Genomic DNA, 25,107 nt, shown 5'->3' with positions numbered 1-25,107 from the left:
CAATGCAGTTTTCAGTGTGTGATTCATTTTTAATAACAAATTATGCTAAACAAACTGTCCATATTGTGGTAAATTACGTCTCGAAAAAAGCGTCTTATCATTAATTTTATACTGATAAATCACAATTTTTTTATCTTCCTTACTGATAGAATAACCAGCATCGAGAATTTGTGCTAAATGTTCGGCACTAATATTTTTAAATGGATAAGCCTTTTTAAATTTATTTTGTATTGTGAGTTTGTACGTTCCCTTATTTTTTGAGCTTTTTATATTTTTAAAATTTGGTAATTTTTGTTTATAGATAACCGTATATTTGGAACCCTTTTTCGTCATCTTAATAATTTTGTGTTCAGATATTTCACCATCATTATCATATTTCAATGATTTGCCATCAGTCGTAATCGAAAATGTTGGTGTGTATTGCCATTCTTCAAAATCACTTATTGTTAATTTTGCACCTGTATTCCGGAACTGCCAACCATTTATACTATTTGTTTTAGGCTTAACAATTGCAAAATATTTTTTCTTAGCGGTTACAATTGTTGTCACATTAATTTTTTTCTTATTCAACTGTGTTGAGCTTAACGTATTAGCATCAAAACTAAACGTTGGAACCCCTTTCGCATTTTTACTTGGGTTTACTCGAAGAATCGTTCCTTTTTTAACGTAAACTTTCTTCTTTCCGTTATTTCCAGTGTACCCTACCGCAATCTTTTGCTTGGCTTTCACATATGTTGGTTTAGATGTGATGTAGCTTTTAGCAATATTCGCAGCGGAAACACTACTAACAAAAGACACACCAGCAATAACTGTTAATACTCCTAAAAGAACGTTTTTCTTTTTCATAATGTGCTCCTTAATCATCTGGCAACTATCAAATCCATCTGGAATTACACCACAATCTTTAGTGGCTGTAACTTGATTAATGTCATCTACACGTCCAACACCCAATAATAATTACTGAATATATTCATTAAAGCTTAGATATTTGAATTTTTTATGACTTTTTGGAGTATTTTATACATATTGCTTTATCCCACCTCAATGCCCCAGCATACCACAAAAAAATCGCCATCCAAATTTACTTTGGATAGCGATTTATCATTTATATTAAACTAAATTACTTGCCAAGTACACGGAAACGTTCGTCGTCTTGGATGTAATCCTTGTCGCCAGCAGCGGCTTCGATTGAACCGAATGGCATTTGTGAACGTAAACGCCAGTTAGCAGGTACGTCGAAGGCATCCGCAACCAATTCGTCAACGATTGGGTTGTAGTGTTGCAATGATGCACCCAAGTTGTTGTCAGTCAATGCCAACCAGAATGCGTAGTTTGCAATCCCGATACCTTGTTCTGACCAGTCGTAGAAGTTATCAGCGTACAATGGTACGTTTTCTTCGAATGACTTAACAATATCAGTATCAGTGAAGAACAATACAGTACCGAAAGCGGCCTTGAAGCTGTCAATCTTAGAAACAGTCTTAGCGTAAACTTCTTCGTTAGGAACTTCGTCGTGCAAACGGTTAACTACGATGTCCCAGAATTCGTCATGCTTTGCGCCAAACAATACAATTGCACGTGTTGATTGGTTATTGAAAGCAGTAGGAGCTTCCTTGATAGCATCCTTAACCAAGTTTTCAATTTCGTCGTTTGACAATTCCACGTTCTTACCCAAAGCGTAGATTGTGCGACGGTTCTTTTCAATGTTTAAAAATGTATCTTTCATGTTTATAAATCTCCCTTTAATTTCCATATAACTTCTTAACAATTAGTAAGTATAAACTCTTACAAAAAGTATGTAAAGGGTTTTCAGAAATTTTTTTACATTTTCAAATCATTAATTAGCGCCACGCACCGAACAAGGCATTATCACAATACTTTCATACCCAAGCCGCTACCAGATGTTGCCCACTAAATTTGGCGCTATTGGTCAAACGGATCAGTTGGCATTAAACCGCCACCAACATCTTCATACTTAGCCCGTAACAATTCCAGTGAATCAATCACTTCACCCTTGTGTTGTTCCGACCGAAAACCGTTTTCCTTCACAATCCCCAGCCGCAAGCGTTGTAATTCGCGCCGGTTCCAGTTACCAACCCAGCCCCAGCCTTCAGGTTCGCGGCCAATTAAAAAATCAAAGCCGGCCAAGATATTTTCATATGACACCACCGTTGGTTTTAATGAACTTTGCGTGACCAATTGAATGAGTTCGTTATACTTATCAATCACCTTATCGATGTGTTTGTGGTAATACTGATTGCCATTCATGTGGCTACCTCCGTTTCTGTTTGCAATATGCATTAGCCTTATTATAAGCCGTTGCCGTTATTTTTCCGGGAACAAAGCGTGAAGGTTTCATGATGGCCAAATTTTGCCCGTTTTGTCTTGCTGAATACCATTTGTGAGCAGTTGCCCATTTTGTGTCTTAATTCAGGAGAAAGTGCCCATGCAACGCTCATGAAACTCTCACTGAACTACTATCGTACTCACAAGCAACTTTGTGTGGTACTAGTTATAATAAATACATAGAGTTACGAAACCAACACGGAAGGAAATTAATTAATCATGACAAACAACATTCACAACAACGGTCCAAAAATGGCAGTAGGCTCAATCGTCGATCCAACTGTTTTCGCAGATATGAACCGTTCAGCAAACTTCAATTATAATGCTGCCATGGTTCACCCTGTTGAACACAAGAGCATCTTTAGCTTCATTTTCCACAAATAATTGTAAAAGTGATTAGGACGCCGGTCTTAATCACTTTTTTAGTACATAAATTTATTAATACACCCAGCGGCGGTATACCTTCTAAGCCAACCTAAAAAGCTCGATGTCTCCCCAAGTAGACAATCGAGCTTTTTTTATTTATTTTTTATAAACCACCGGTGCGCTTATACCGGTCTTCCAAAAATGCATTAACACGTTGATTAAATTCTTGGCTCGCTAGACCTTCAAAATCAGTTTTAAATACGAACGAACGTAAAAACGCTGAAATTGCTTCTTCCTTGGTAAAGTCGCCTTGCACTTGCTCTAATAGCCCATCTAACCACTGTAAGAGTTCGTCTTCTAGTAGCCAATCTTCACCCATGAGCTTAATCAAAATATTATCAAGGCGCCCTTCTTCACCAGCCGTGAATGGCCCAAATTCCAATAAAGCACGGTCTAATGCCGCTAAAGCGCGCCCAACCTTTTGTTCATCGAATGACGGCAACGCAACGACGCTTGCCAAAAAATCCGACCCGTGCGCAAAAGCATGCGCCCATCCCTTATCAGTAACAAAGCCCCGCTTATCGGTTTCTTGATTTAAATAATCCAAGGCCATTTCTGCTAATAATTCCGCTTCAGAATCATTTAACCAAGGGTTTTCAAAGTGGCGATAAACCAGGAGCATCAGCAATAAAGCGGTAAATGAACGTGTAAAAACCGCATCCGATTCTTCACCACCAATTCCAATAAATAAACGCTGGTCTTGATAGATTTGTAAAAAGAGCGCGTGTAATTGCTCATCCGTAAGGCGATTATTGCTAATCAATTCCCCCCACGCGTTGAAAATTACTTCATCACGTAATTTGGGGTTCGGATTACCAATATTGGCTAACATCTGTGCAAGTAAATCATCACTAACTGGATTGGTACTCGCTAATACTGCTTCAATTTGTTCAGTTAACATAATTCCCCTCCATGGGTACAACGTTTTCAGCATCCGATTCAATTCAACGTCGATTAAGATGTAAATTTATTCATAATCGAATCAATATCCTTTATCACCAATGACATCGTGCCATCGGGATTATTAATAAATTCAACTTTACTACGGTCTTGATAAATATCCATCGGAATCGAAATTTCAATACCAGAGTCCAACTTGAAGCGTTGCAGGCGATATTTCTTTTCATAACGTTCTGTGTTGTCGACGTGCACTTCCGCTGGAATTTCCTTGTCGACCACGGCTGCTTGATACGCCTGCTTGGCTGAGTAGTTATCTTTAAACACGGTGTCACCAATCAAATCCGTACTAATATTACCGTTGGCTTCAAGACTTTCATATATTGCCGTTTGCGTTTTAGCCATCACTTCATGTTCTTCAACATCAAATTTATCCGCGATGCTTTTAACTGTTTTCTTAATCGTTTGAATATTTTCTTTCACCGAAACTTCTGGTTCCAACTCTAAGAACATTTTTGAAAAGTAGGTTACTCGGTGGCCATCAATCAAGTACTGTTTTTCCGTCAATTGGTACGAACCATCCATCAGATTAACTAAAATTCCTTCGTCGGGTTTTTGCGTGCCCGCTGGCAATACAGCTTGATTCAAGACCAACTTATTAACCATTTGATCGTCTTCATAATCCACAATGTGGGCATAACGCGGCGCGAAGTTAATCTTTACCAGGCCAAAGAAATCATCCGTTCCTTCAGCGTACTCAAAACTTAGCAAGTCACCCGCGGGAATCGCTTCAGCTGGGGCAATCACATCATAAATCTTATTCGCTAATTGGGTCGTTTTATCGACAAAACTCAAACCATTGTCGCTGACTAAACCAGCCAAAAAATCAGCATCGGTTAACTGCCCTGGCTTATAGTCGCCCCCTTGTAATTTCATGACGATTTTTTCAATGTATTCATGCAACCCAGGTTGACTAAAATCCATTTCCCCTTGTGAGGCCACTAAACTACCAGTGTTTTTATCTAAAATATGCAGTATTGCGTGCTTGATAATCATTTTTATTTACCATCTTCCCTGAAAACTCATCATCTCATTATACAAAAAAACAACCACGGCGTGTGATTGTTTTTGCGCTTAATTAACTAACTGTAACCGTATTCCAGTTACTGATATAACCAAACATTGAACTTTTGGCCAGTTCTTGCTCCAATTCATCCTTCGTAAAGTTAGAATTAGTAATTTGAACATTTTCTAAATTTAATGACGTAAACGTCCCCATAATTGAAAGTGGTGTATTAGATTTCAATTGGTCGTTCAACACTAATAAGTTATTGAAATTAACGGTGGCCCCAGCAAAATTAATGGTCGCCAGGTTGTCCAGGTTATGCATGGCGTCCACTAATTCCACCATCTTATCACCTTGATCGGACTTCAGATCCAGTTGCGTTAAATCTAATTCTACCATGTGGGGATTCGCCTTAAATACCGCCGTTAAGTTACTATGATTGTGTAATACAACTGTGTGGGCCGAAATTTTAGCTGTCACCGTCTTACTGGTACCCACTAAGTTATTGGCAACCCGGGCACTTAACGTCGTCCCCGCGGCCACATTTTTCAATTGCTTGGTAAACTTACCTTGCTTGTCAGTTTTAACATTGACGTTTTGCTTGCCACTTGCGGTCTGGTAACTAATTTTGATGGTGGCATTTTTCAATGACTTCCCTTTTAAATTAATGGTCCCAGCAAAATATTCCTTGGCAATCCCACTAAGCGTTGGTACGTTGGATTTAGCAATTTTCACCGTCTTTTTTAAAGTTTGCTTCTTCAAGGTTGATTTAATCACCAATTTTGAACCAGCTTTTAAATTTTTAGTGTACTTGATTGTGGCATTCCCGGCTTTAGTCGCCTTCTTGCTTGCTAGTTTAATCTGCTTCTTACCACTAACTTGGTAGACGGTCACGGTTGCTTTGGCGGCCGTCTTCAGCTTAATTTCCTTTTTCAAATGATAAACTTTATTAATATCAAATTGGAAGGCTTGGGCTTTTACCAAAAAGACCTTAGTTTTGTAACCTTTTTTCGTAATGGTAACTTTAAAATTTTGATTCTTCTTCGCTTTAATTTTTTTGGTTAGCTTAAGCTTAAAGTTACCCTTTTTGTTGGCTTTAACTTGCTTGACTAACTTGCCGTTACTCTTGGCCAACTTGATGGTTGCACCTTTAGCCGTCGAACCGGTAATCGTTTGCTTATTAACATACAATGCTGACACGCTGGTTTTCGCTGGTAATTTTTGTAATTTAGCGGCGTGGACGGGTGTCCCCAACGCACTTAGCGCAAATACCGTCACCAAACTCAGCGCACTGATTTTTTTTAATTTCATATTGACCCTCCATCGCATCATTAGTGCGTACGTCTAGTATAACAAGCAAATGTGAACTATTTTTGCGCTTTCTACTCGCATTTAGCGAACAGGGCCAGTTATTACTTATCATCATATAATACTTTATTTTACCTACCAGTGCTATCGAAAATTTCATTATTTCCGCATATTCCGCCAAATGAATTCTGGGTATTGCCGGCTGCATTAATTTAAGTGTGGAATTTGGATATGCGTCTCAGATTGATTCCCACTACGAGGCTGGAAACAGTCTGGACACCGTGATGGAAGACAAACATTTGAAGCCACAGTGCGGTGCGAGCTAAAGTCCAGCCTGTTTCCAGCCTCTTCGTTAGTTTGAACACGCAGTGGCATCATACATCTCATTTTATAAATTCCACTTCAGACGAAATAGAACAAAAAAAGCAGATCAACATGTGATCTACTTTTAGGAGAGATGTGAATGAATTTAATTACTTACCAGTAACAGTTCCAGTGATACCAAATCCGTCAATTGCTTGTTGGATGTAGGCTGCACGGACTGCACCAGATACTTCTTTGTTTTCTGCATCAGTAACCTTTAAGCCAGTCACGTTAGCATTAACGTTACCCAACTTAACACCGTGCTTCTTGATTTCGGCAATTTGGGCCGTGTTAATCTTAACATTAGTCAAATCAACATTGCTCAACTTACCCTTTGCAAAATTCAAGGCGCTCATAAGTGAGTCAACTTGGTTAACTGAAAGACCAGTCCAGTCAGCACCCGCAAATGAAATATCAAGGTTTGATAAGTTCAAAGTCTTGAAATCACGGACGACACTGGCGTGGTGGGTCCACTTAAGCGCAGCCAAGTTCAAGTTTGAAACAGTTGCAAATGAATCATTCCATTCGGCATCAACAGATACACTATTTGCATCAGCAACGGCCTTAGCAAAGTCCGCATTGTTGAAGTGTGAGGCAATTGTTGAAACTGGCTTAACTGCATCGGCATCAGCAACAGCTGTCCCGGCCTCACCGGCAACCGTGTTGATTTCGTGAGCTACTGCTGCGACTGCATTAGCAGCATCTTGGGCATTTTCTAAATCTGTCGTATTAGCTTGCTCAATATTATCTGTTGCTTCAACAGCAGCAGCAGTAATTTCATCTGTACTGTATGTTGAATCCGGATCATTAGTAAGGGTTTCCGTAACCACCGTAGAAGTCGCTTGTTTAACTACTTCAACTAAATCAGATGTTTCACCAATAGCTAGGGTTGCCATAACATTCTTAGCCACTGCTTCTAAGGCAGCTTGACGATTAATGTCAAAGTTTGGTGTTGCAATATCAGCAACCTTAATCGCTGGTGCAGCTACGTCAACAATTGCTTGCAATACATCCTTAGTTACAGTTAAGTTGGCGTGGAAATCAGGCTTATCAACAGCTGTAATCATTGCAGTTGCGGCAGTTGCTGTGGTTCCTAACGTAGTAGAGAACGTACCCTCAGTATCCGTAACTGTACCTGACTTAGCAGTATCCTTCACAAGACCTTGACCATGTTCAACAGTGGTCACAACCTTAGTTTCAGTAACATTCTTATTTTCGGTTGCTGTGGCAATTTTGCTCAACAAGCCTGAAACAGTTGCCGTCTTCGTAGCAGCCGCCTTAATAACATTAGAATCTGCAATAGAAACTGTAGCCGTATCTTCAGCCAAAGTGATCGTTGGTGTCATCTTATCAGCAAGATCGGTCACAGAGCCTAACATGTCTTCAATTGACATGTTAGAAAGGATGGCAACGTTGTCAGTCTTCAACGCACGACCAGCAGCTGCTGGTGCCGCAGGAGCGTCAGCAATCATTACAAATGGTGCCACATCCTTGTGAGCAGCATCAACATTCAAGTAAACTTGCTTGTCGTCATCAGTAATGAAGAGGACTTGACCAAAGGCATTCTTGATGTTTGTCAAACGACCATCTTCGTCTTCAACAACTGTTGTGATTGAACGTGAATCAACTGATTCGTCGCGAGCATCAGAACCAAGTAAGAGTGTTCCTTCCGCAACAACTGGATCGATATCTGATAAATCAATGGTTGGTGAACCAATTTGACCTTCAACAACGTTTTTATCATTATCAACGTATTGAACGAATTGGTTGTCACCAAACTTCACGTTGATTTCTTCACCAAATTCAACGTGCACTGGCTTAGCCTTACCATTGGTATCATCAGTAAGCACAATGTCAATCCCGGCTGGGTTGGCAACGAACTTCTTCACCAAATATTGCTTCTTGTCAGCGTTTACTGATTGCTTAGCACCAATGCTAAATGAAGCAGTCCGGACACCCTTAGTGATACTATCTGTGAAGACCACCTTAAGTGTTTGGCCTTCCTTCAAGCCCTTAGTCCAGAATGAGAATTGACCATCAGCACCAACTGTTTGGGTGTGCTTTTGAACACCATCAACGAAGTATGCAATGTGCGTACCCTTCGCGATTGTACCTTCAAGCCCTTGTTCGTTAGCACCTTCTGTCAAGATTGCCTTGCCGTAATGTGGGATGCCAATAAATTCACCCTTCTTAATCGTCAAGTTCTTGGTGATTGAGTACTTTGAACCAGTTTGGTAGTTGGCATTTGAAGTTACCTTCAACGTCAACTTGGTACCAGCTGGCAAGCTATCACTCCATGAAAGAGTTTGTAAACCAGACTTCTTAGTAGATGCCAATTTAGTGTTACCGTTGTAAAGCGTTGCAGTTCCCTTTGCCGGTACGTTGATTTGCATTGAGTTTTGACCAGCGACAACATCAAAGTGTGACACTGCAAAGTTTCGTGCAACGACCGTCTTCGTAGGTGCTTGGTAGTTCTTCTTCACAACCTTGATAGCGACCTTGCTTGAGCCCTTAATCTTGCTGTGCTTAACACTGAAGTGACCCTTGTTGTTAGTCTTAGTTGAAACAGCCTTACCGCCAACCTTAACTTGAATCTTGGTATTCTTAACTGCCTTACCATTCATGTCAACTGCTTTACCAGCAACCTTCTTTTCAGGTGAGTAAACTGGGTTGTTCTTAATAGTTGCCTTGTTGAGGTACTTAACGGTTGCGTTCTTAACAACCTTCTTGTAACCCTTCTTAGAAACTGACACCTTGTACTTAGTCTTGATGTTAAGTTGTTTCTTCGTCATCTTAGCTGAGAACTTACCGTTGTTTTTAACCTTAACAGTCTTAACAACTTTACCAGTCTTAGCATTAATGATTTGAACCTTAGCACCCTTAGTAGCTTTACCAGAAATTTTCTTTTGAACCTGGTAAATTGTGTCAATTGATACTGTGTTCTTTTTTGCCGCAGAGGCTGAGTCGTTAACAAGTGATCCGAGGACCAAAGTTGATAACATCATTGCAGAAGCTGCAATGGTAATTGATTTCATCGCTTTCATTCACATATCTCCATTTTCTATAAATGTTATTTAGTTCAGCCAACATCGACTGTCACCGAACTGGATACTAACATCATATTAATTATTTCATACGATAACAAGCGATTTGCGAAAGCTTCAAACAATCACCTCTGCCCCTTCATACGGCATTCATAACTTCGCGATTTCTTCACATTTTTAACAGATTATTAAAATTTTCCCATAAAAAAAGACCCGGACACAGCTCGCAAACAGCAAAAAAAATAAGCCCGATTTCTCCTTAAAAAGGTTGAAATCAGGCTTATTAACGCGTGCCCAGAGACTGCAATCGCCTTTAGACACATTGTTATTTTTTAATTATGCATTAGTGAATGGTAATTAACCCTTAACCGTGATGGTTGTCACGCCGTGAGTAGCAAGTGAATTCTTGGCGTATGCCGCAACTTCCTTAGCATTCTTGTAGCTTTCGTGACCAGTCAAACCAGTAATTTTCATACCAGTAAGGTCAAGTGTTCCGTTGTGAGCTTGCAAGGTGCTAACAATGACAAAGGCACTACCGTTGTTAGTTTGCTTTTCATTCAAGAGCACTTGAAGTTGGGTCTTAGTAACCGTTGTGTTACGGGCGTCAAGCTTGCTGATACCTGAGAACTTAGTGAAGACATTAACCACATTTGCAAATGTTGGGTCGCTGTACTTAGTTAAGTTAACACCTTTCATATCAACCGTTTTGATTGACACAGGGTTCAACTTGTATGACTTCTTAGCAGCCAAGTTGATTTTTTCCTTACCAGCAGTGACCGTAACTTTGCTTGCTTGAGCTTGAGTCAAACCTGATACAGTAAAGTTCTTACCAGACCAAGCTAACTTACCAGCTGATGCCTTAAAGGCGGCGTTCTTGTCATTAACTGAACCAGAGATTGTTGCCGTCTTACCGTTGAACTTCAAAGTTGACTTGAAAGAAACCTTTGGTGCAACAGACTTCTTAATGATTTTGGTAACTGAAACAGTGTTCTTCTTGTAAGTTGAAGCAATCTTGTAAGTCTTACCAGCCTTCAAAGTCATCTTAGTCGTAGTCAACTTGCTTGAAGTTGCTTTGAATGACTTAACTTGTGACCATGAGCCAGAAGCATTCTTGAGGTAGATGGTAACCTTGGCACCTTTTTTAGTGGCAATCTTGAAGCCCTTTTGCAAGTTGTAAACTGTGCTTTGGTTCTTACGGCTCTTAACAGTCAAGCTGTGTGACCAAGCAGTCACAGTAAAGCTAACAGTCTTTTGACCCTTCTTAGCTAACTTAACGGTAATTTTTTGACCATTTTTAAGCGTCGTCTTCTTAGCGAGCTTCAAAGTTTGGGTAGCCTTCTTAAGTGTAGCTTTCTTAACAGTCTTACCCTTCGTTGAAACAGTAACCTTAGTACCCTTAGCAGCTTTGATGTAAAGCTGCTTGGTAGTAGTGTACGTACGCTTACCCTTGTTGACTGTATAGTTACTTGAGCTAACAGTCTTTGATGCAGCTGAAGCTGGTGATGCAATAACTGAAGCTGAGAACAATGCGGCCGCAACCACAGCAGTTACTTTTACTAATTTCATGACAATCTCCCTAATTTTGAATATTTATTTGAATGCTTTTTCATAACCCCATTGAAAATTATTAATATCAGCAAAATCGTTAAATCCGGCGATTCCTAATATCAATAGCGCTCAATACTTATTAAGATACTCCATTCCACCTTATTCTACAAGGATTCTCTTCGCATTTTCTTCATTTTTTATTCAAATATTAGATATATTTACAAATATTGGCAGTCCGTTCATTATTTAGCCCAAAAAATAAGCCTGATTTCGCATAAACTCGAAATCAGACTTATCATTAATACCAATGTTTCTGGCCGCCACTTCATTCAGGATATTACTTACCTGCTGGTGAAACAGAACCCCATGATACGTAACCCGAGTATGTTTTACCGGCCTTGGTCGTATAGGTTTCATAAGTTGGGGCACTTGCTGAGACTGATACATGTTGACCAACACTCACGCTAGCACCACCATGCATTACGACGGCCTTGCTACCGCCGTTGTCCATTGCGACCACAATACCTGTATAGCCTTGACGTGACATCATCGCCGTGACTGTACCCGTGCTACCACTCTTCGTGGTGGTCGTATTTTTGTTGGCACTATTATTTTTCTTATCATTTTTTGAACTATTAGCCATCGCTTGTTCGCGTTTTGCTTGCTTAGTAACCGCGGTCGCCGCCACTTGCTTGTTATAATCAGCTTGCCCAGCTTTACTCTTGGCCACCTTAGCAACTGCTTCAGTATTGCCAAGAGCTAATTCCAAATTACTTTGTGCTTTGGCTTGATAGCTAGTTGATTTGTTGTTAACCGTCAAAGTCATTGGTAACACTGTCGCTTGCTTATCAATTCCGCGCAGCTTGATGACACCACTGACTTTGGCTTCCTTCAAACCGCTTTTAGTTAATTGACCAGTCACAATTGTCGTTGGCGCAATGCCACCAAGTTTTTGATCAATGGTGACATTTTTACTTTCAATGCTGGCACTCGTAAAGCCGTACCCGGTTTTAACTTGAAAGTTAACGGCAAACTTACCTTGCTTATCAGAGTCAACGGTTACGAGCAGTCGATTATTAATAATTTCGCCTTTAGTGTGCTTATCAAAGGCAAACCCAAATTGATTCAAATCAGCTTGTCGTTGATCAGTTAATGTAATCGTTTTTGCTTTTAAACTGGTGCTACTCTTTTGCGTTGCTTGTTCGTGATAGTAATACCCAGCGGTACCACCACCTAATAGAATAATTGCAACGGCAATTCCGATAATTCCTTTTTTCTGCATGAGAGCTCCTTTAATATTGTGCATTTTATAATTTACGTAATATATCTATTATCACTGTAACTGCGTAATTTAAGCAAGTAAAAAAGGCATCAATTAATAAATTGATACCTTCTCGTCATGTTTGTAATTATTTAACTGCGATTGCCGCACTAGTCTTTGCGCTTGGTAAAGCTAAACTAGTCCGCAATGCGTCGGTCAGATTTTGCTTGTCAGCTTGTGAGGCAACGGCAAATGCTTGCTTGTCCGCTTTGACCACTTCACCATTTAAGGTTTTAGTATCAACTGAACCAGTCGCCGCACTATTGTACTTGCGGATGACCGTCGTTAAATCACTCATGGTCAAATCAGTATTAGCTTCTTTAGCCATTGACCGAATCAAACCGAGGTTCGTCACATTTTTAGGGGCAAACGCCTTCTTGAGGGTCGCCGTTAAGACTTCCTTCATCCGAACTTGTTGCGCCAATGACGCAGTTGGATCATCGGTTGGTGCACCAATATACTTCAACGTCGTTAAGTTGTCTAAATGCACTGGTTGGCCAGTGGTAAATTCTGAGCCCTCAAAGCTGTAGTTGGCAGTTGGTGTGACATCAATGCCACCAATTTGATCAATTAATTTTTGGAAACCAGTAATATTCATCATCATGTAAAAATCAACTGGCACATTCAAATAATCTTGGACCGTTTTAATTGCTGTCGCAGCTTTGCCAAATGAATACGCCGAACCGATTGTTGCGGGACTGTATTCAGCATAGCCAGGAATGTCAGTTAACAATGTGGAATTAATGTTAACCATTGTCATCGCATGCTTTTGCGCATTCAACGTCACCAACATCATCGTATCAGTGTTACCCTTAAATGCTTCGCTCATCGTTGCTTCATCCGTCGTCATGGCACCCATTACTAGGATTGAAACCGGCTTACCAGCTTTCAATAGCGCTTGCACGTCCCGCGTTTTTGAAACTTTTACCGGGTGATACATTTCGTCAGCACTCTTTTTAACGTTCAAATAACTGTACAGGGTCACCCCACCGATAATTAAAATAATTGCTACAAGTACGCCCACAATCCATTTCCACACTTTGCGTGGTTTCTTGGAGCTGTGTTTCCGATGTTTATTTTTTTTACTATTCGCCATTGTTTATCATTTCCTCAATTTTTTCTAGTAACACTAGAATACACTTGATTTACATGCAGTGGCAAGGGAAAAACAAAAAAATCACACCAAAATGGCATGATTTTCAAAGTTTATTCATAATTCAGCTTAGCCGTTTGAAGCAGTCTTCTTACGCTTAGCTGCCTTTTCACGTTCTGCCGTAACAAGAATTTGCTTACGGAGACGAACGTTTTCAGGTGTTACTTCTACATATTCATCATCGTTCAAGAATTCCAATGAATCTTCAAGAGTCATCACACGAGGAGTCTTGATAGATGCAGTTTGGTCCTTGTTAGATGAACGAACGTTAGATTGTGGCTTCATCTTAGTAACATTGACAGAGATGTCATTGTCACGTGAGTTCATACCAACGATCATACCTTCGTATACTTCGTAACCAGAGTTAACAAACATGATACCACGATCTTCAACACCCATGATGGCGTAGTTAGTAGTAGTACCTTGTGTGATTGATACCAACGCACCGTTGTGACGACCAGGTGCCCAGTTCTTAATAACTGGACCGTATGAATCGTACGTGTGGTTGTAGATACCGTATCCACGAGTCATTGACAAGAATTCAGTTGAGTAACCGATCAAACCACGTGAAGGAGCAAGGAAAGTCAAACGAGTTTGACCGTTACCTACTGATTCCATGTTTTGCATTTCACCCTTACGTTGTGAGAGTGAGTCGATAACTGAACCAGTGTATTCATCAGGAGTATCGATTTGAACTGCTTCAAAAGGTTCTGATGAAACACCGTCAATATCACGGAAGATAACTTGTGGACGTGATGCTTGCATTTCGAAACCTTCACGACGGAGAGTTTCAATCAAGATTGACAAGTGCAATTCACCACGACCTGAAACAAGCCATGCACCAGCTTCATCAGTGTCTTCAACACGCAATGAAACATCGGTGTGCAATTCCTTCTTCAAACGGTCTTCAAGTTGACGCGCAGTAACAAACTTACCTTCGCGACCGGCGAATGGTGAGTTGTTAGTACGGAAAGTCATTTGAAGTGTTGGTTCGTCGATACGGAGGATTGGCAATGCATCTAAGTGAGCTGAATCAACGACAGTTTCACCAACGTTGATTTCGTCCATCCCAGCCATTGCAATCAAATCACCAGCTTCGGCTTCTTGGAGTTCAATACGATCAACACCAAGGAAACCAAACAACTTAGTAACACGGTAGTTAGCGTTGGTACCATCAAGCTTCATAACTGAAACGTTGTCACCAATCTTAACACGACCGCGGAATACACGACCAATACCAATACGACCAACGAAGTCGTTGTAATCAAGCATTGAAACTTGGAATTGGAATGGTTCGTCGCGGTTATCTTCAGGAGCAGGAATAGTTTCAAATACCTTATCGAAGATTGGCTTCATTGTGTGTTCTTGAGTATCAAGATCTGGATCCAATGAGCTAGTACCGTTCATAGCTGAAGCAAAGATAACTGGGAAGTCCAATTGTTCTTCATCAGCACCAAGTTCGATGAACAAGTCAAGCACTTCGTCCACAACTTCTTCAGGACGCGCACCAGGACGGTCAATCTTGTTAACAACAACGATTGGAGTCAAGTTTTGTTCGAAGGCCTTCTTCAAAACAAAACGAGTTTGTGGCATTGTACCTTCAAAGGCATCAACAACCAAAAGCACACCGTCAACCATAGTCATGATACGTTCAACTTCACCACCGAAGTCCGCGTGTCCTGGGGTGTCCAAGATGTTAATTTGCTTGTCGCCAACCTTAACGGCTGTATTCTTTGAAAGGATAGTGATACCACGTTCCTTTTCAATATCGTTTGTATCCATGGCACGGTCACCAAGTTCGGTGCGGCCATCAAGTGTATCTGATTGCTTCAAAAGTTCGTTAACCAAAGTAGTTTTACCATGATCGACGTGGGCAATGATAGCAATGTTACGAATGTCTTCACGTTTTGCCAAAATTCTATTCTCCTTAGTATATATCCCTGTTCTAAAGTTCGTGTTGCTTATCACAAGTGGTAAACATTAAAAAATCGGGTCTAAAACCCGATCCTCGAACCTAGGCCAACTCTATTCGCACGATATCGCTATGTGCGGCAGGAGTTGCACCTAAAACTGTATTAGATGATAACATATCAATTTCCTTGCCGTCAATTGTCGTGATTGGCATTTTTAAAGTTTCTAATAAAACTTTTGCCGCTGCGAAATCCCACGGCTTCATTTTGGAAGCGTATGCAATTGCTTTTCCTTCGATGACTTTAATAAACGACATCCCCGCGGAACCTATGACCCGTACGCCTAGCGAGGCTTCCGCCAGTTCCTCAAAGCGGAATTGATGATGCACCAATCGATTACCACTTAACTCAATTAAGCCTTCACTTAATGGCAAATTTTCCGGAATAATTAATTTTTCAGAATTCCGAAAAACACCATAATTGGGCCCACCATGATACGTCAAATTCTTATCGACGTCCATAATCCACCCCATCGTGGGCACACCGTCAACGTACAATGCCAACATAATTGCAAAATCATCATGTTGCTTCACAAAGTTTAGCGTACCATCAATTGGATCAACAAACCAGACATGTCCCTGCATATTTTTAATGGCATCGCCAAAGCCTTCTTCGCCTAAAATTTGCGCTTCAGGATCTAAGGCGTGTATCTTACGCATAAAATACTGCTCATTACTCTTGTCGACGTTTGTAACGAGGTCTTTGCGGTTTGCCTTCTCAGACACCATCAATGCACTTTGGAGGTTAATATAGACGTTTTCACGCGCTTCTTCAAGCCACCCGAGGACGGCATTATCAATTTTAGCTAGTTGATGTTGTTCCATGCAACAGCCCCCCTTTCTTATCCGTGTTAGTTTTGAATTTTAATTTGCTTTCGTGCAGAATCGCGCGCGGCCTTAATCGCCCGATAAATACTGTATCCAGATTCTGCTTCGAAATCCTTATCCAATTGTTTTTCTTCAAACTTCATTGGTACCACTTCTTTGAAAGCTTTGTAACTCGTCAACAAGTGTTCACGATCAACGCCGGTTTCGTAGGCATCCGCCACGGCTGAAAACAAACCCGTCACAGCGACAATATCTGCTGTGCTCCAACTTGGATCTAGGGGGTAACTAAAATTTTCTTTACTCACAACATCACGTCCTTTATTTACTTATCTATTTATTATACTTGCCCAATGACATTCCGACAATTGCAAATTCGACTAGTCCCCCAGAAATAAAAAAAGAAGCTCGCGACGATTAATTTGTCGGAGCTTCCTAAATAAAAATTTACTGGTTAATCTCAAGCGCCGCCTTACGTTCAACGTGTCTTGGGACTTGGACCACAGGTGCACTGCTATCATTTGAAATTCGATCAACAGTGCTTTCGGCAATGAAAAATGCCAAAACAACTGCGAGGATAATAAGTGCTACTTTAATAAATTCTTTGACATTATTCATGCGACCACCTGCTCCTTTATTTGCTCGGTTTTAGACTGTAAATGCTTTAACCGTATATTTACAGTAACACGCGAGCTTCACGGATAGTGGGAATTCATCTGGATGTCAGTACATAGCAATCATCTTGTCATAGCTTGTCATTTTCAAGTAACAATTTAATTTTAACGTAGCATTTGCTAATCGCCCACTTTATCGCTGGGAAATTCGCATGCCCGCTTATTACCACAAATTAATGAACTTCACGAATAATGAAATCGCATAAATCATCACAATGACCGCGCTCACTAAGTTAATCCAATAATTGACCCGCTGGCCAATCTTTTCTTTGAACACGGAAACTAAGGTCGTAATTGTCATAAACCAGGTAGCGGACGCCGTCAAGACACCTAAAATGAATTCCACCGCTTGATCATCAGCCAGCGTTGCCCGTGACGCTCCCAACATCATACTGACGTCCACAATCGCTTGCGGATTCGCCCATGTCACCACAAAAGCCATCCAGATTGCGGCGGGTAATGCCCGCTGAATTAATTTTGGCTTCGTCGCTAGATCATCCCCATTCATTTGCATTGCACGCCGTTGCACCAAAGCTGAACGTAAAATCGTGTACCCGATGTAAAGCACGAGCAGGCTCCCAATTCCCATAATGGCCGCCTTAACATAGAAATTAGCGCTAATAATTGCCCCCATGCCAAAGAATCCCGCCAGTGACAATAACGCATCAAAAATCCACACAAAAATAGCAATCAACAATGCTTTCCCACGTCGCTCGGCCAACGCATTGTTAAACAGAAAAATATTTTGTAACCCGATTGGTGCGACAAACGCAATCCCAATCAAAAAACCTTGCACATAAATTGGCATAATCGTAATTCCCCTCTCTTATTAACACAAAACACAAATACTGTCGCCCCATCATTAGGCGGTTCCACAGCATCTATTCATCATATCAGGTTAAAATTCCGGGTCAACAACTATGGGCACCTTCTCATAGATTTCAGCGATTTGCCCATTATTTGCTCAGAAAGCTGTGTCTATTTATTCTAGCATGAGATTGTTTCTGTACTTTTCAATCGTCCAATTACTGAGCTTCTATTGTCGGTGGTTTTTCCATACTACTGCGACCTGTGGTTGATAACTAACTGTTTCTGCTAGTCTGACCATTATTCCTAACTAACGGAGTGGCAGTAAATTACTTGGCGGGCGCAGCCTTCACACCGCGACTGGGGTGATATGTGTGCAACACATGTCGCCGCTGAGGATAAGATGAGGCTTCTTAGGAATCTATTCCTTAGAAGCCCAGCTTGTCCGAGTTGTTCAAGACCGCACTTTGGCTTGAACATGTGCTTCCAGCGCAGTGCGCTAAGCAATTTACTGACACGCAGTGGCCAATCATATTCAATCCCACGTCAGACGGAACAGGCCAAAAAAACGCCCTCCCAGTATCACTGGAAAGACGCTTCGTTTAGTTTAATTATTAGTCGGCGTTGTGGTACACAGCACTGACGTCATCGTTGTCTTCTAATTCTTCGATCATGTTAGCAAATTGTGCTTGCTTATCTTCAGGAATTTCAACGGTGTTTTGTGGAATCATAGTTACTTCGTCTTGTTCAACAGTGTAACCTGCTGCAACCAAGGCGTCACGAACTGCTTCAAAATCAGCAGGTTCAGTAGTAACTTCAAAGCCTTCTTCAGTCGTTTGCACGTCTTCAGCACCAGCTTCGATAGCAGCTTCCATCACAGCATCTTCATCAACCGTGTTGTCTTCGTCTTGGGGAACCAAGATGAAACCTTTACGGTCGAACATGAAGCCAACTGAACCATTAGTTCCCAATGAACCACCGTGGTGCGTAAATGCTGAACGAACAGATGCAGCAGTACGGTTACGGTTATCAGTCAAGGCTTCAACCAAGACAGCAGTTCCGGCTGGGCCGTAGCCTTCGTAACGAATTTCTTCATAGTTGGCACCACCGGCACCAGTGGCCTTATCCAAGGCACGTTGCACGTTATCCTTAGGCATGTTGGCAGCCTTAGCTTTTTCCATTACCAAACGCAAACCTGGGTTACCATCTGGATCGGCACCACCAGCCTTTGCGGCTACATAGAGATCACGAGAAATCTTTTGGAAAATCTTACCACGCTTAGCATCTTGGGCGTTCTTACGTCCTTGAATATTGTGCCATTTTGAGTGTCCTGACATGTTCAGTACTCCTTTGAATTTAATATTTTATTTGTTGCAATAATGCTTTCTTAACGTTAAATAGTATACTCGACTATGCTTGTGATATCAATAATTTAGCATAAAAAATTGGTTCTATTAGCCGTAAGTATTAGTAACTGTCACTAAGTACCGCCGAATCTACTTATCTAAAACCGTCAAATCGTACTTATCGATTACGTTATTGATGTTTTCACGATACGTTGGGCTAGTGGCATACCCACCAGCTTGAATCCCCTTGATAGCAGCGTCGGCATTTTTCGCGTCAACGGCACCAGCATAACCAGCGTTAGTTGTGATTAATTGAATGTAATCTAAAATACTTTCACGGAAACTTGGGTAAGTCCGGAAAATTGCATCTTCGGTAAACAATTTAGATTGCTTTTCCTTGTGAGATTTTGGCTTATCTGGTTTTGGATATTTATTGACCAACTTAGCCGCAGCCTTGGCGACCTTCTCCGCAGCTTTTTGCTTTTCAGGTTTCTTGGCTTTCTGTACTAACTTGGCCGCCTTTTGATAATTTTGAACGGCCAAATTGTGCTTGCCCAGGGCATTTTCATACGCCTTCATGACCTTTTCGCTTGGTTTAACTTCGACTTCCACGTTCTTGCGGAATTCCTTGGTTTGCCATTTGGCACCATGACCAGCGTACTTACCCTTGATTCCAAATAAATTGGCGTCTTTTTGGGCTAAGCCTGAATTACCACCGCTTGATTCCAATAAGGCTTGCGCAATCAAGACTGATGGTGTCAAATGATTGGCCTTAATCACAGGTACCATGCCGACCAATTCATTCAATAAAGCTTGCGTTGTGGCGTTATCAATACTACCAGGCGTTTTGTAATCACTCTTAGCGAATTGCAAGATATAACCAGTTTGACCATAATTAGCCTTCACATTTTGGTTCAATTGTTCTAATTGCTCAACTGGCCATGCCAATTTTTTAGCCACAGTGGCGATTGAACCAACACTTTGATCTTGGTTTTTATCATGCGCATACAATTGGCCATCGTCTTGTAAGCCAATGTGCACATTTGTTAAGTCGGCATCGGTATCCAATGGCTTAATTTTTTCATCACCTTGTAACACAACCAGACCGTGCCCAGTCAATTCAATGTACGCATCACTCACGTCATCGAAATCATCGCGATAGTACTTATTGTCGTTAGCCAAGTACATCGTTTGGCCATTGTGCAACTTAACTTGCTGGGTAAACTTCACGACCATTGGTGCTTGCGCATGCGTCTTAGCAACGTTCATCGGCTTAACATTACCACTACGGTGTGGAATTGCTGTGATATCAACTTTTTTAGTTGTCTCAATCTTGAACGCAGCGACGGCTTTTTTGTGCGCCGCAATTTTTTTAGCTTGATACTTTTGATAGTCTTCAGTACTAAACAAATGCGCATCAATCCAGCCTAACTCAGTCTTGCCAGTTTTCAATAGTAAGTAAACTTGATCGCCGACCAATGCTTTTTCAACGACCCGCACATTTTTCAAATTAACTTTTTTGATATCTTTTTGATTATACAAAATGATATCAGCCGCGTTTAAACCTTTAGGTAAGCGTTTTGGTTGCTTAGGTGTTTTGACCTTCGCAGTTGCCGCAAACGCCCCATTTTCAACGGGTAAGCTAATTTGGCGTGCAGTGTAATCATCAATGACTGCCTGCAACGACGCAAATGTCCGCACGGTACTCGTCAAAAGGCGCTTTTTTTGAATAATATCATTTGATTGATGTTTCGTCACAACCGGATTATCCGTTGCTACTTGTTGTGGACTAGTAATTTCATGCCGTGGTTGAATGGTGCTAATTCCAACTGTCGCCGCATGGGTTGCTTCCATTCCGAAACCACCAATACCCAGTACCACAGTCGCACTCAGAGCAATTTTTTTCCAATTCATATTTTTCCTCTTCCAAACTATGTCTGCCATTTTATATTTTTAAGTTTTATTTAAGTATCGTTAGCCCTATTCTATGCGCTAATTGTGAAGAAATTAGTATGACGAGATGAAAAAAGCAAGCTCTATCAAAAAGAACTTGCCGAAGTCGTGATAATTTTTTTGTCGAATTGTCACACCAAACTAGCAGAATCACGCGTTAACTAATTTCAGTTAAACATGATAGTTTAAAAATCTAAGGACTTTACTTAGTAGTTTGACGTTCAATGATTCCATATGGTAACACCACTGTTGGTTCATCAAGTTCTTCTTTATTCATCAGCTTCGTCAACATCCGCATTGCGATTGCACCCATATCATACATTGGTTGGGTAATTGAAGTCAATTGTGGTCGGGTAACTTGGGTTAACTTTGTGTTATTTGAAGTAATAATTTCAAAATCATTTGGCACTGAAACACCATCATCTGTCAATCCGTTCAAAAGACCGGCAGCTAATTCGTCATCACCAACATAAGCAGCGGTCGCAATCGAATTTTTCACATCCGCAGCAATCCGGTAGCCTGAGCCGTAGAAGTAATCAGTAGCAAAGACCAAAGCTTCATTATATTCTAACCCAGCTTCTGCAAGTGCTTCTTTGTAACCTTTCAGACGGTAGTTCTTGTTAATTGATTGATCCAAATTACCAGAGACAAACGCAATTTGTTTGTGTCCGTTTGCAACCAACTTCTTAACTGCGTCCTTAGTAGCTTCAATATAATCAATGTTCACAGATGGTTGTTGGTTTTGTTCATCAACCGACCCAGCCAAAACGATTGGCGCATGTGAGTGGCGGAATTCAGCACGCAATTCTTCATCAATGACATTACCCATGAAGACAACCCCATCAACTTGCTTGGCTAATAAGTTTTCCAACACTTGTAATTCCTTTGAACCAGATTCATCTGAGTTCGCCAAGATAATGTTGTAATGATACATAGAAGCCACGTCATCAATCCCACGCGCAAGTTCTGAGAAAAATTCATCGGTAACGTCAGGAATAATTACCCCAACTGTGGTCGTCTTTTTTGAAGCCAAGCCACGCGCAACGGCATTTGGTCGATAATCCAAATCTTTAATGACTGCTAAAACTTTTTCCTTCGTTGCTTGTTTAACATTGCTGTTACCGTTGACAACCCGTGAAACAGTCGCCATTGAAACGCCCGCTTCTCGCGCAACGTCATAAATTGTTACATTTTCTTTATCCATACTTCAATAGTTCCCCTTAAATTAATCGATCTATAATTGCTGATACTAATCGTTTTCATTCCGTTTTCATAATACATCCAGTTTATCAAAAAACTAGCACTCTTTGCAAACGTTTTCAACGGAAAGTTTCATTAGATTTGTGTTAGAATTGATAATTGGAAACGAAATACTTGAAAAGAGGCTTTTATCTTATGGATTATACGCACTTAAATCAAGTTCGCGAATGGGTTGGTCAACAACAGGCCGACATCGCCTACTTCTCAAATTTTGAAAGTGTTCACTACTTAACTGGTTTTGGTTCAGACCCACTTGAACGTGTTTTGGCATTAGTTGTCTTCCCTAACAAAGACCCCTTCATTTTTGCACCTGCACTTGAAGTGGAAGTTGTTAAGGCAACTGGTTGGCCATACGACGTTTACGGTTACCAAGATCACGAAGATGCTTTCAAGATGATTGCTGAAAATATTAAAAAACGTGATACTAACCCTGCCAGTTGGATTATTGAGAAAGAAAGCTTGACGGTTGACCGTTTTGAAGCGATTCACCAATATTTCCCCGCTGCTAAATTCGACGCCGACGCAACTGAATACATGGCAAAAATGCGGATGGTTAAGACGCCAGCCGAAATTGCTTTACTCCACCAAGCCGGTCGCGATGCTGACTTTGCGATGGAAACTGGTTGGAAAGCCCTCGCTGAAGGTAAGAGCGAACTCCAAGTTGCTGCCGAATTAGAATACGCCTCAAAAATTCGCGGTGTCGTTGGCATGAGTTTTGATACTCTTATCCAAGCTGGTGCCCACGCCGCTGATCCCCACGGCGCAACCTCAGACATCAAAATCGCGCGTGACGAACTCATCTTGTTTGACCTTGGTACCATTTACCAAGGCTACATCTCAGATACTTCACGGACCGTTGCATTTGGTAAGCCAAGCGAAAAACAACTTGAAGTTCACAAAGTTGTTCTTGAAGCTGAATTAGCCGCCCAAGCCGCTGCTAAACCAGGAATTACCGCTGCCCAACTCGACAAGGTTGCCCGTGACATCATTACCAAAGCCGGTTATGGTGAATACTTTATTCACCGTCTTGGCCACGGAATGGGGATGGGTGAACACGAATATCCATCAATCATGGAAGGTAACGACCTCGAAATCGTGCCCGGCATGACCTTCTCAATTGAACCCGGTATCTACATTCCTGGCGTCGTTGGGGTCCGCATTGAAGATTCTGTTGCCATCACTGAAACTGGCGCTGAATCATTCACCCACACACCAAAAGAACTCCAATACTTCGACTAACAACATCAAGAGACCCGCTTTCCACCTTATTCAGAATAAGGGCTGTATTTTTTTTAGCGTGGGATTTCAATATCTCACGCTTTTTTGGTATTCAAATTTCACAAACTTTTCCCAAAATAAAAAGACATACATCGTCTTTCCTTGTTATTCTGAAGTTCTCACACAAACAGAAAAGGAAATACGACATATGCCCACTAATAATTCTATCTTACGTGCCACTGGATTAACAGACCCAAATTTCAATTTTCACATTACTGATGATGGTGAGTTCAACTATCTTACTCAGAATGACAAACATGATTACGCAACCCTTAATTACGCCGCTACGCTTGATGTTATGCCTGAATGTTGCCCTTACTGTGCTCATTCAAGTTTGTATCGCCATTCCACGGAATATTCGGTTCACGTATTGCCTTCCACAAACGGTTATCATCAAGTCCTACATCTCGACAAAAAACGTTATAAGTGTAACGGCTGCGCCCGTACTGTTGTCGCCCAATCCCATGATTTACGGGACAATTCTAAAATTACACGCCCTTTATTGCTTCAAATACTCGACCTCGCACGATTTGATATCTCAGCCAAGTTGATTTCATATATCCTCAAACTATCACACACTAGATTCATAAACTCTCAAACGCCACAGCTGACCGTTACCGGGCCAAACTAATGACAAACACTCCCACCAGTTGTATTGATGAAGTTCAATACATGAAAAATCGCTACGGCTTCGAAAATGATCAATGGCTCGAATTCTGATTTTATCGAGATTTTTCCCAGAGCGCACGAACGGCTAAAGTAGGGGCTATTTGGCGAATTTCTCGTTAAATCGTAAATGTGTGAAACTTGTGGTCACTGATATGAACGCCAACTATCAAACTGTTGTCCGGCGGATGTTTCCTAACGCACAGGTCGTTATCGACCCGCTTTCATACTGTCCAACTGGCGATGAAAGCCGTTCAATCTGTCCGAAACTGGGTACCAAACACTGTCGACAAACCGTACTCGAATCTTACAAAATTCTCAAGTCAACTGGAAACTTTTCTTAACCAACGAGTCAAAGTATGATATTTCGCATCGCGCTGGTTTCAAAGGCATTAATCAATACGCTTTCACCATCGACATCCTTGATGAGGTCTATACCCAATGCCCAAACTTGGGCATTGCTTGCGAAATCTATCAGCTTATTTTACGGGCCGTAAACAGCCGCAAGGAAGATGAATTCGTCGCGCTACTTAAAAACTATAAAACTACTGGCACGCCCATGGATACGGTCATCAAAACTTATAAGAAATACAGACGTGGCATCATTGAATCGTTTAGAGTTAAAGCCAGTAACGGGCGTATTGAAGGCATTAATCGACGTATCAAACAAATGAAACGGACCGCCTATGGTTACGCTAAACCCGCTAACTTCTTCCATCGAATTCGTCTCCAATTATTAAATAAACACGTTTTAACATCACAATTCACTAAATTGATGACAGAATAAAACCCCGAAATCCGTTAAGATTCCAGGGTTATTTCACAAGCTTAATTTCGCCCAACCCACGTCAGACGGA

Annotated in this window: 22 protein-coding genes; 4 read left to right on the top strand and 18 right to left on the bottom strand. The window is 41.1% G+C overall.

What is annotated here, in order from left to right; all coding sequences use genetic code 11:
- Positions 1–45 precede the first annotated feature (45 nt).
- From EQG49_RS12335 to EQG49_RS12325, 3 genes are all read right to left on the bottom strand, one after another.
- Positions 46–846: a hypothetical protein gene (locus EQG49_RS12335; RefSeq protein WP_133364263.1), complete on the bottom strand. Its 801-nt coding sequence runs from the start codon at positions 844–846 to the stop codon at positions 46–48.
- 274 nt (positions 847–1,120) lie between these two features.
- A complete protein-coding gene (locus EQG49_RS12330; protein ID WP_133364262.1) occupies positions 1,121–1,726 on the bottom strand; it encodes a nitroreductase family protein in 606 nt (201 codons plus the stop codon).
- 197 nt (positions 1,727–1,923) lie between these two features.
- Complete coding sequence (locus EQG49_RS12325) at positions 1,924–2,268, bottom strand: hypothetical protein (protein WP_133364261.1); 345 nt, start codon at positions 2,266–2,268, stop codon at positions 1,924–1,926.
- Between the two features lie 297 nt (positions 2,269–2,565).
- On the opposite strand from EQG49_RS12325, the gene EQG49_RS13790 reads away from it, so the two are divergent.
- Entirely contained in the window at positions 2,566–2,730 is a 165-nt protein-coding gene (locus tag EQG49_RS13790; RefSeq protein WP_165964897.1) for a hypothetical protein, read from the top strand.
- Positions 2,731–2,875: 145 nt separating this feature from the next.
- Here the strand turns inward: EQG49_RS13790 and EQG49_RS12320 are convergent, their stop codons facing one another.
- The 15 genes from EQG49_RS12320 to ccpA form a co-directional block, all read right to left on the bottom strand.
- A complete protein-coding gene (locus EQG49_RS12320) occupies positions 2,876–3,673 on the bottom strand; it encodes a DUF2785 domain-containing protein (protein WP_165964896.1) in 798 nt (265 codons plus the stop codon).
- A gap of 53 nt (positions 3,674–3,726) precedes the next feature.
- Positions 3,727–4,725 carry a nucleoid-associated protein gene (locus tag EQG49_RS12315; RefSeq protein WP_133364259.1) on the bottom strand — a complete coding sequence of 333 codons (999 nt, stop codon included), beginning with the start codon at positions 4,723–4,725 and terminating at the stop codon, positions 3,727–3,729.
- An 82-nt stretch (positions 4,726–4,807) separates the two neighbouring features.
- Positions 4,808–6,046, bottom strand: coding sequence for an Ig-like domain-containing protein (locus EQG49_RS12310; RefSeq protein WP_133364258.1), 1,239 nt, complete (start codon positions 6,044–6,046; stop codon positions 4,808–4,810).
- A gap of 470 nt (positions 6,047–6,516) precedes the next feature.
- Positions 6,517–9,450, bottom strand: a complete 2,934-nt coding sequence (locus tag EQG49_RS12305; RefSeq protein ID WP_133364257.1) for a hypothetical protein — start codon at positions 9,448–9,450, stop codon at positions 6,517–6,519.
- Between the two features lie 357 nt (positions 9,451–9,807).
- Complete coding sequence (locus EQG49_RS12300; protein WP_133364256.1) at positions 9,808–11,016, bottom strand: hypothetical protein; 1,209 nt, start codon at positions 11,014–11,016, stop codon at positions 9,808–9,810.
- Between the two features lie 319 nt (positions 11,017–11,335).
- On the bottom strand, positions 11,336–12,280 hold the full coding sequence (locus EQG49_RS12295) for a hypothetical protein (RefSeq protein WP_133364255.1): 945 nt from the start codon (positions 12,278–12,280) through the stop codon (positions 11,336–11,338).
- A 127-nt stretch (positions 12,281–12,407) separates the two neighbouring features.
- On the bottom strand, positions 12,408–13,415 hold the full coding sequence (locus tag EQG49_RS12290) for an LCP family glycopolymer transferase (protein ID WP_133364254.1): 1,008 nt from the start codon (positions 13,413–13,415) through the stop codon (positions 12,408–12,410).
- A gap of 126 nt (positions 13,416–13,541) precedes the next feature.
- Entirely contained in the window at positions 13,542–15,386 is a 1,845-nt protein-coding gene (gene typA, locus EQG49_RS12285) for a translational GTPase TypA (protein ID WP_133364253.1), read from the bottom strand.
- Between the two features lie 100 nt (positions 15,387–15,486).
- The gene (locus tag EQG49_RS12280; RefSeq protein WP_133364252.1) at positions 15,487–16,266 is read right to left on the bottom strand and encodes an inositol monophosphatase family protein; all 780 of its coding nucleotides are present in this window, start codon (positions 16,264–16,266) and stop codon (positions 15,487–15,489) included.
- Positions 16,267–16,292: 26 nt separating this feature from the next.
- Positions 16,293–16,574 carry a UPF0223 family protein gene (locus tag EQG49_RS12275; protein ID WP_133364251.1) on the bottom strand — a complete coding sequence of 94 codons (282 nt, stop codon included), beginning with the start codon at positions 16,572–16,574 and terminating at the stop codon, positions 16,293–16,295.
- A gap of 139 nt (positions 16,575–16,713) precedes the next feature.
- Positions 16,714–16,884 (bottom strand): hypothetical protein, encoded by a 171-nt coding sequence (locus EQG49_RS13785; RefSeq protein ID WP_165964895.1) that lies wholly within the window; start codon positions 16,882–16,884, stop codon positions 16,714–16,716.
- Between the two features lie 219 nt (positions 16,885–17,103).
- Entirely contained in the window at positions 17,104–17,748 is a 645-nt protein-coding gene (locus EQG49_RS12270; RefSeq protein WP_133364250.1) for a LysE/ArgO family amino acid transporter, read from the bottom strand.
- Positions 17,749–18,361: 613 nt separating this feature from the next.
- Positions 18,362–19,084 (bottom strand): YebC/PmpR family DNA-binding transcriptional regulator, encoded by a 723-nt coding sequence (locus EQG49_RS12265; RefSeq protein WP_133364249.1) that lies wholly within the window; start codon positions 19,082–19,084, stop codon positions 18,362–18,364.
- Between the two features lie 159 nt (positions 19,085–19,243).
- A complete protein-coding gene (locus EQG49_RS14090; RefSeq protein ID WP_279232810.1) occupies positions 19,244–21,007 on the bottom strand; it encodes a glycoside hydrolase family 73 protein in 1,764 nt (587 codons plus the stop codon).
- A 241-nt stretch (positions 21,008–21,248) separates the two neighbouring features.
- Complete coding sequence (gene ccpA, locus EQG49_RS12255; RefSeq protein WP_133364247.1) at positions 21,249–22,250, bottom strand: catabolite control protein A; 1,002 nt, start codon at positions 22,248–22,250, stop codon at positions 21,249–21,251.
- A 191-nt stretch (positions 22,251–22,441) separates the two neighbouring features.
- Here ccpA and EQG49_RS12250 point away from each other — a divergent pair, with 191 nt between their 5' ends.
- From EQG49_RS12250 to EQG49_RS12235, 3 genes are all read left to right on the top strand, one after another.
- Positions 22,442–23,545, top strand: coding sequence for a M24 family metallopeptidase (locus EQG49_RS12250; protein WP_133364246.1), 1,104 nt, complete (start codon positions 22,442–22,444; stop codon positions 23,543–23,545).
- A gap of 809 nt (positions 23,546–24,354) precedes the next feature.
- The gene (locus EQG49_RS14190) at positions 24,355–24,594 is read left to right on the top strand and encodes a transposase (protein ID WP_133364244.1); all 240 of its coding nucleotides are present in this window, start codon (positions 24,355–24,357) and stop codon (positions 24,592–24,594) included.
- Positions 24,510–25,037: a transposase gene (locus EQG49_RS12235; RefSeq protein WP_133364243.1), complete on the top strand. Its 528-nt coding sequence runs from the start codon at positions 24,510–24,512 to the stop codon at positions 25,035–25,037. The genes EQG49_RS14190 and EQG49_RS12235 overlap by 85 nt, the downstream gene beginning before the upstream one ends.
- Positions 25,038–25,107 lie beyond the last annotated feature (70 nt).

It is taken from the genome of Periweissella cryptocerci, from assembly GCF_004358325.1.
In the GTDB taxonomy this organism is placed as follows: domain Bacteria; phylum Bacillota; class Bacilli; order Lactobacillales; family Lactobacillaceae; genus Periweissella; species Periweissella cryptocerci.
Note: the sequence above shows the minus strand (reverse complement) of the source record. Positions and strands in the feature narration are given on the sequence as shown.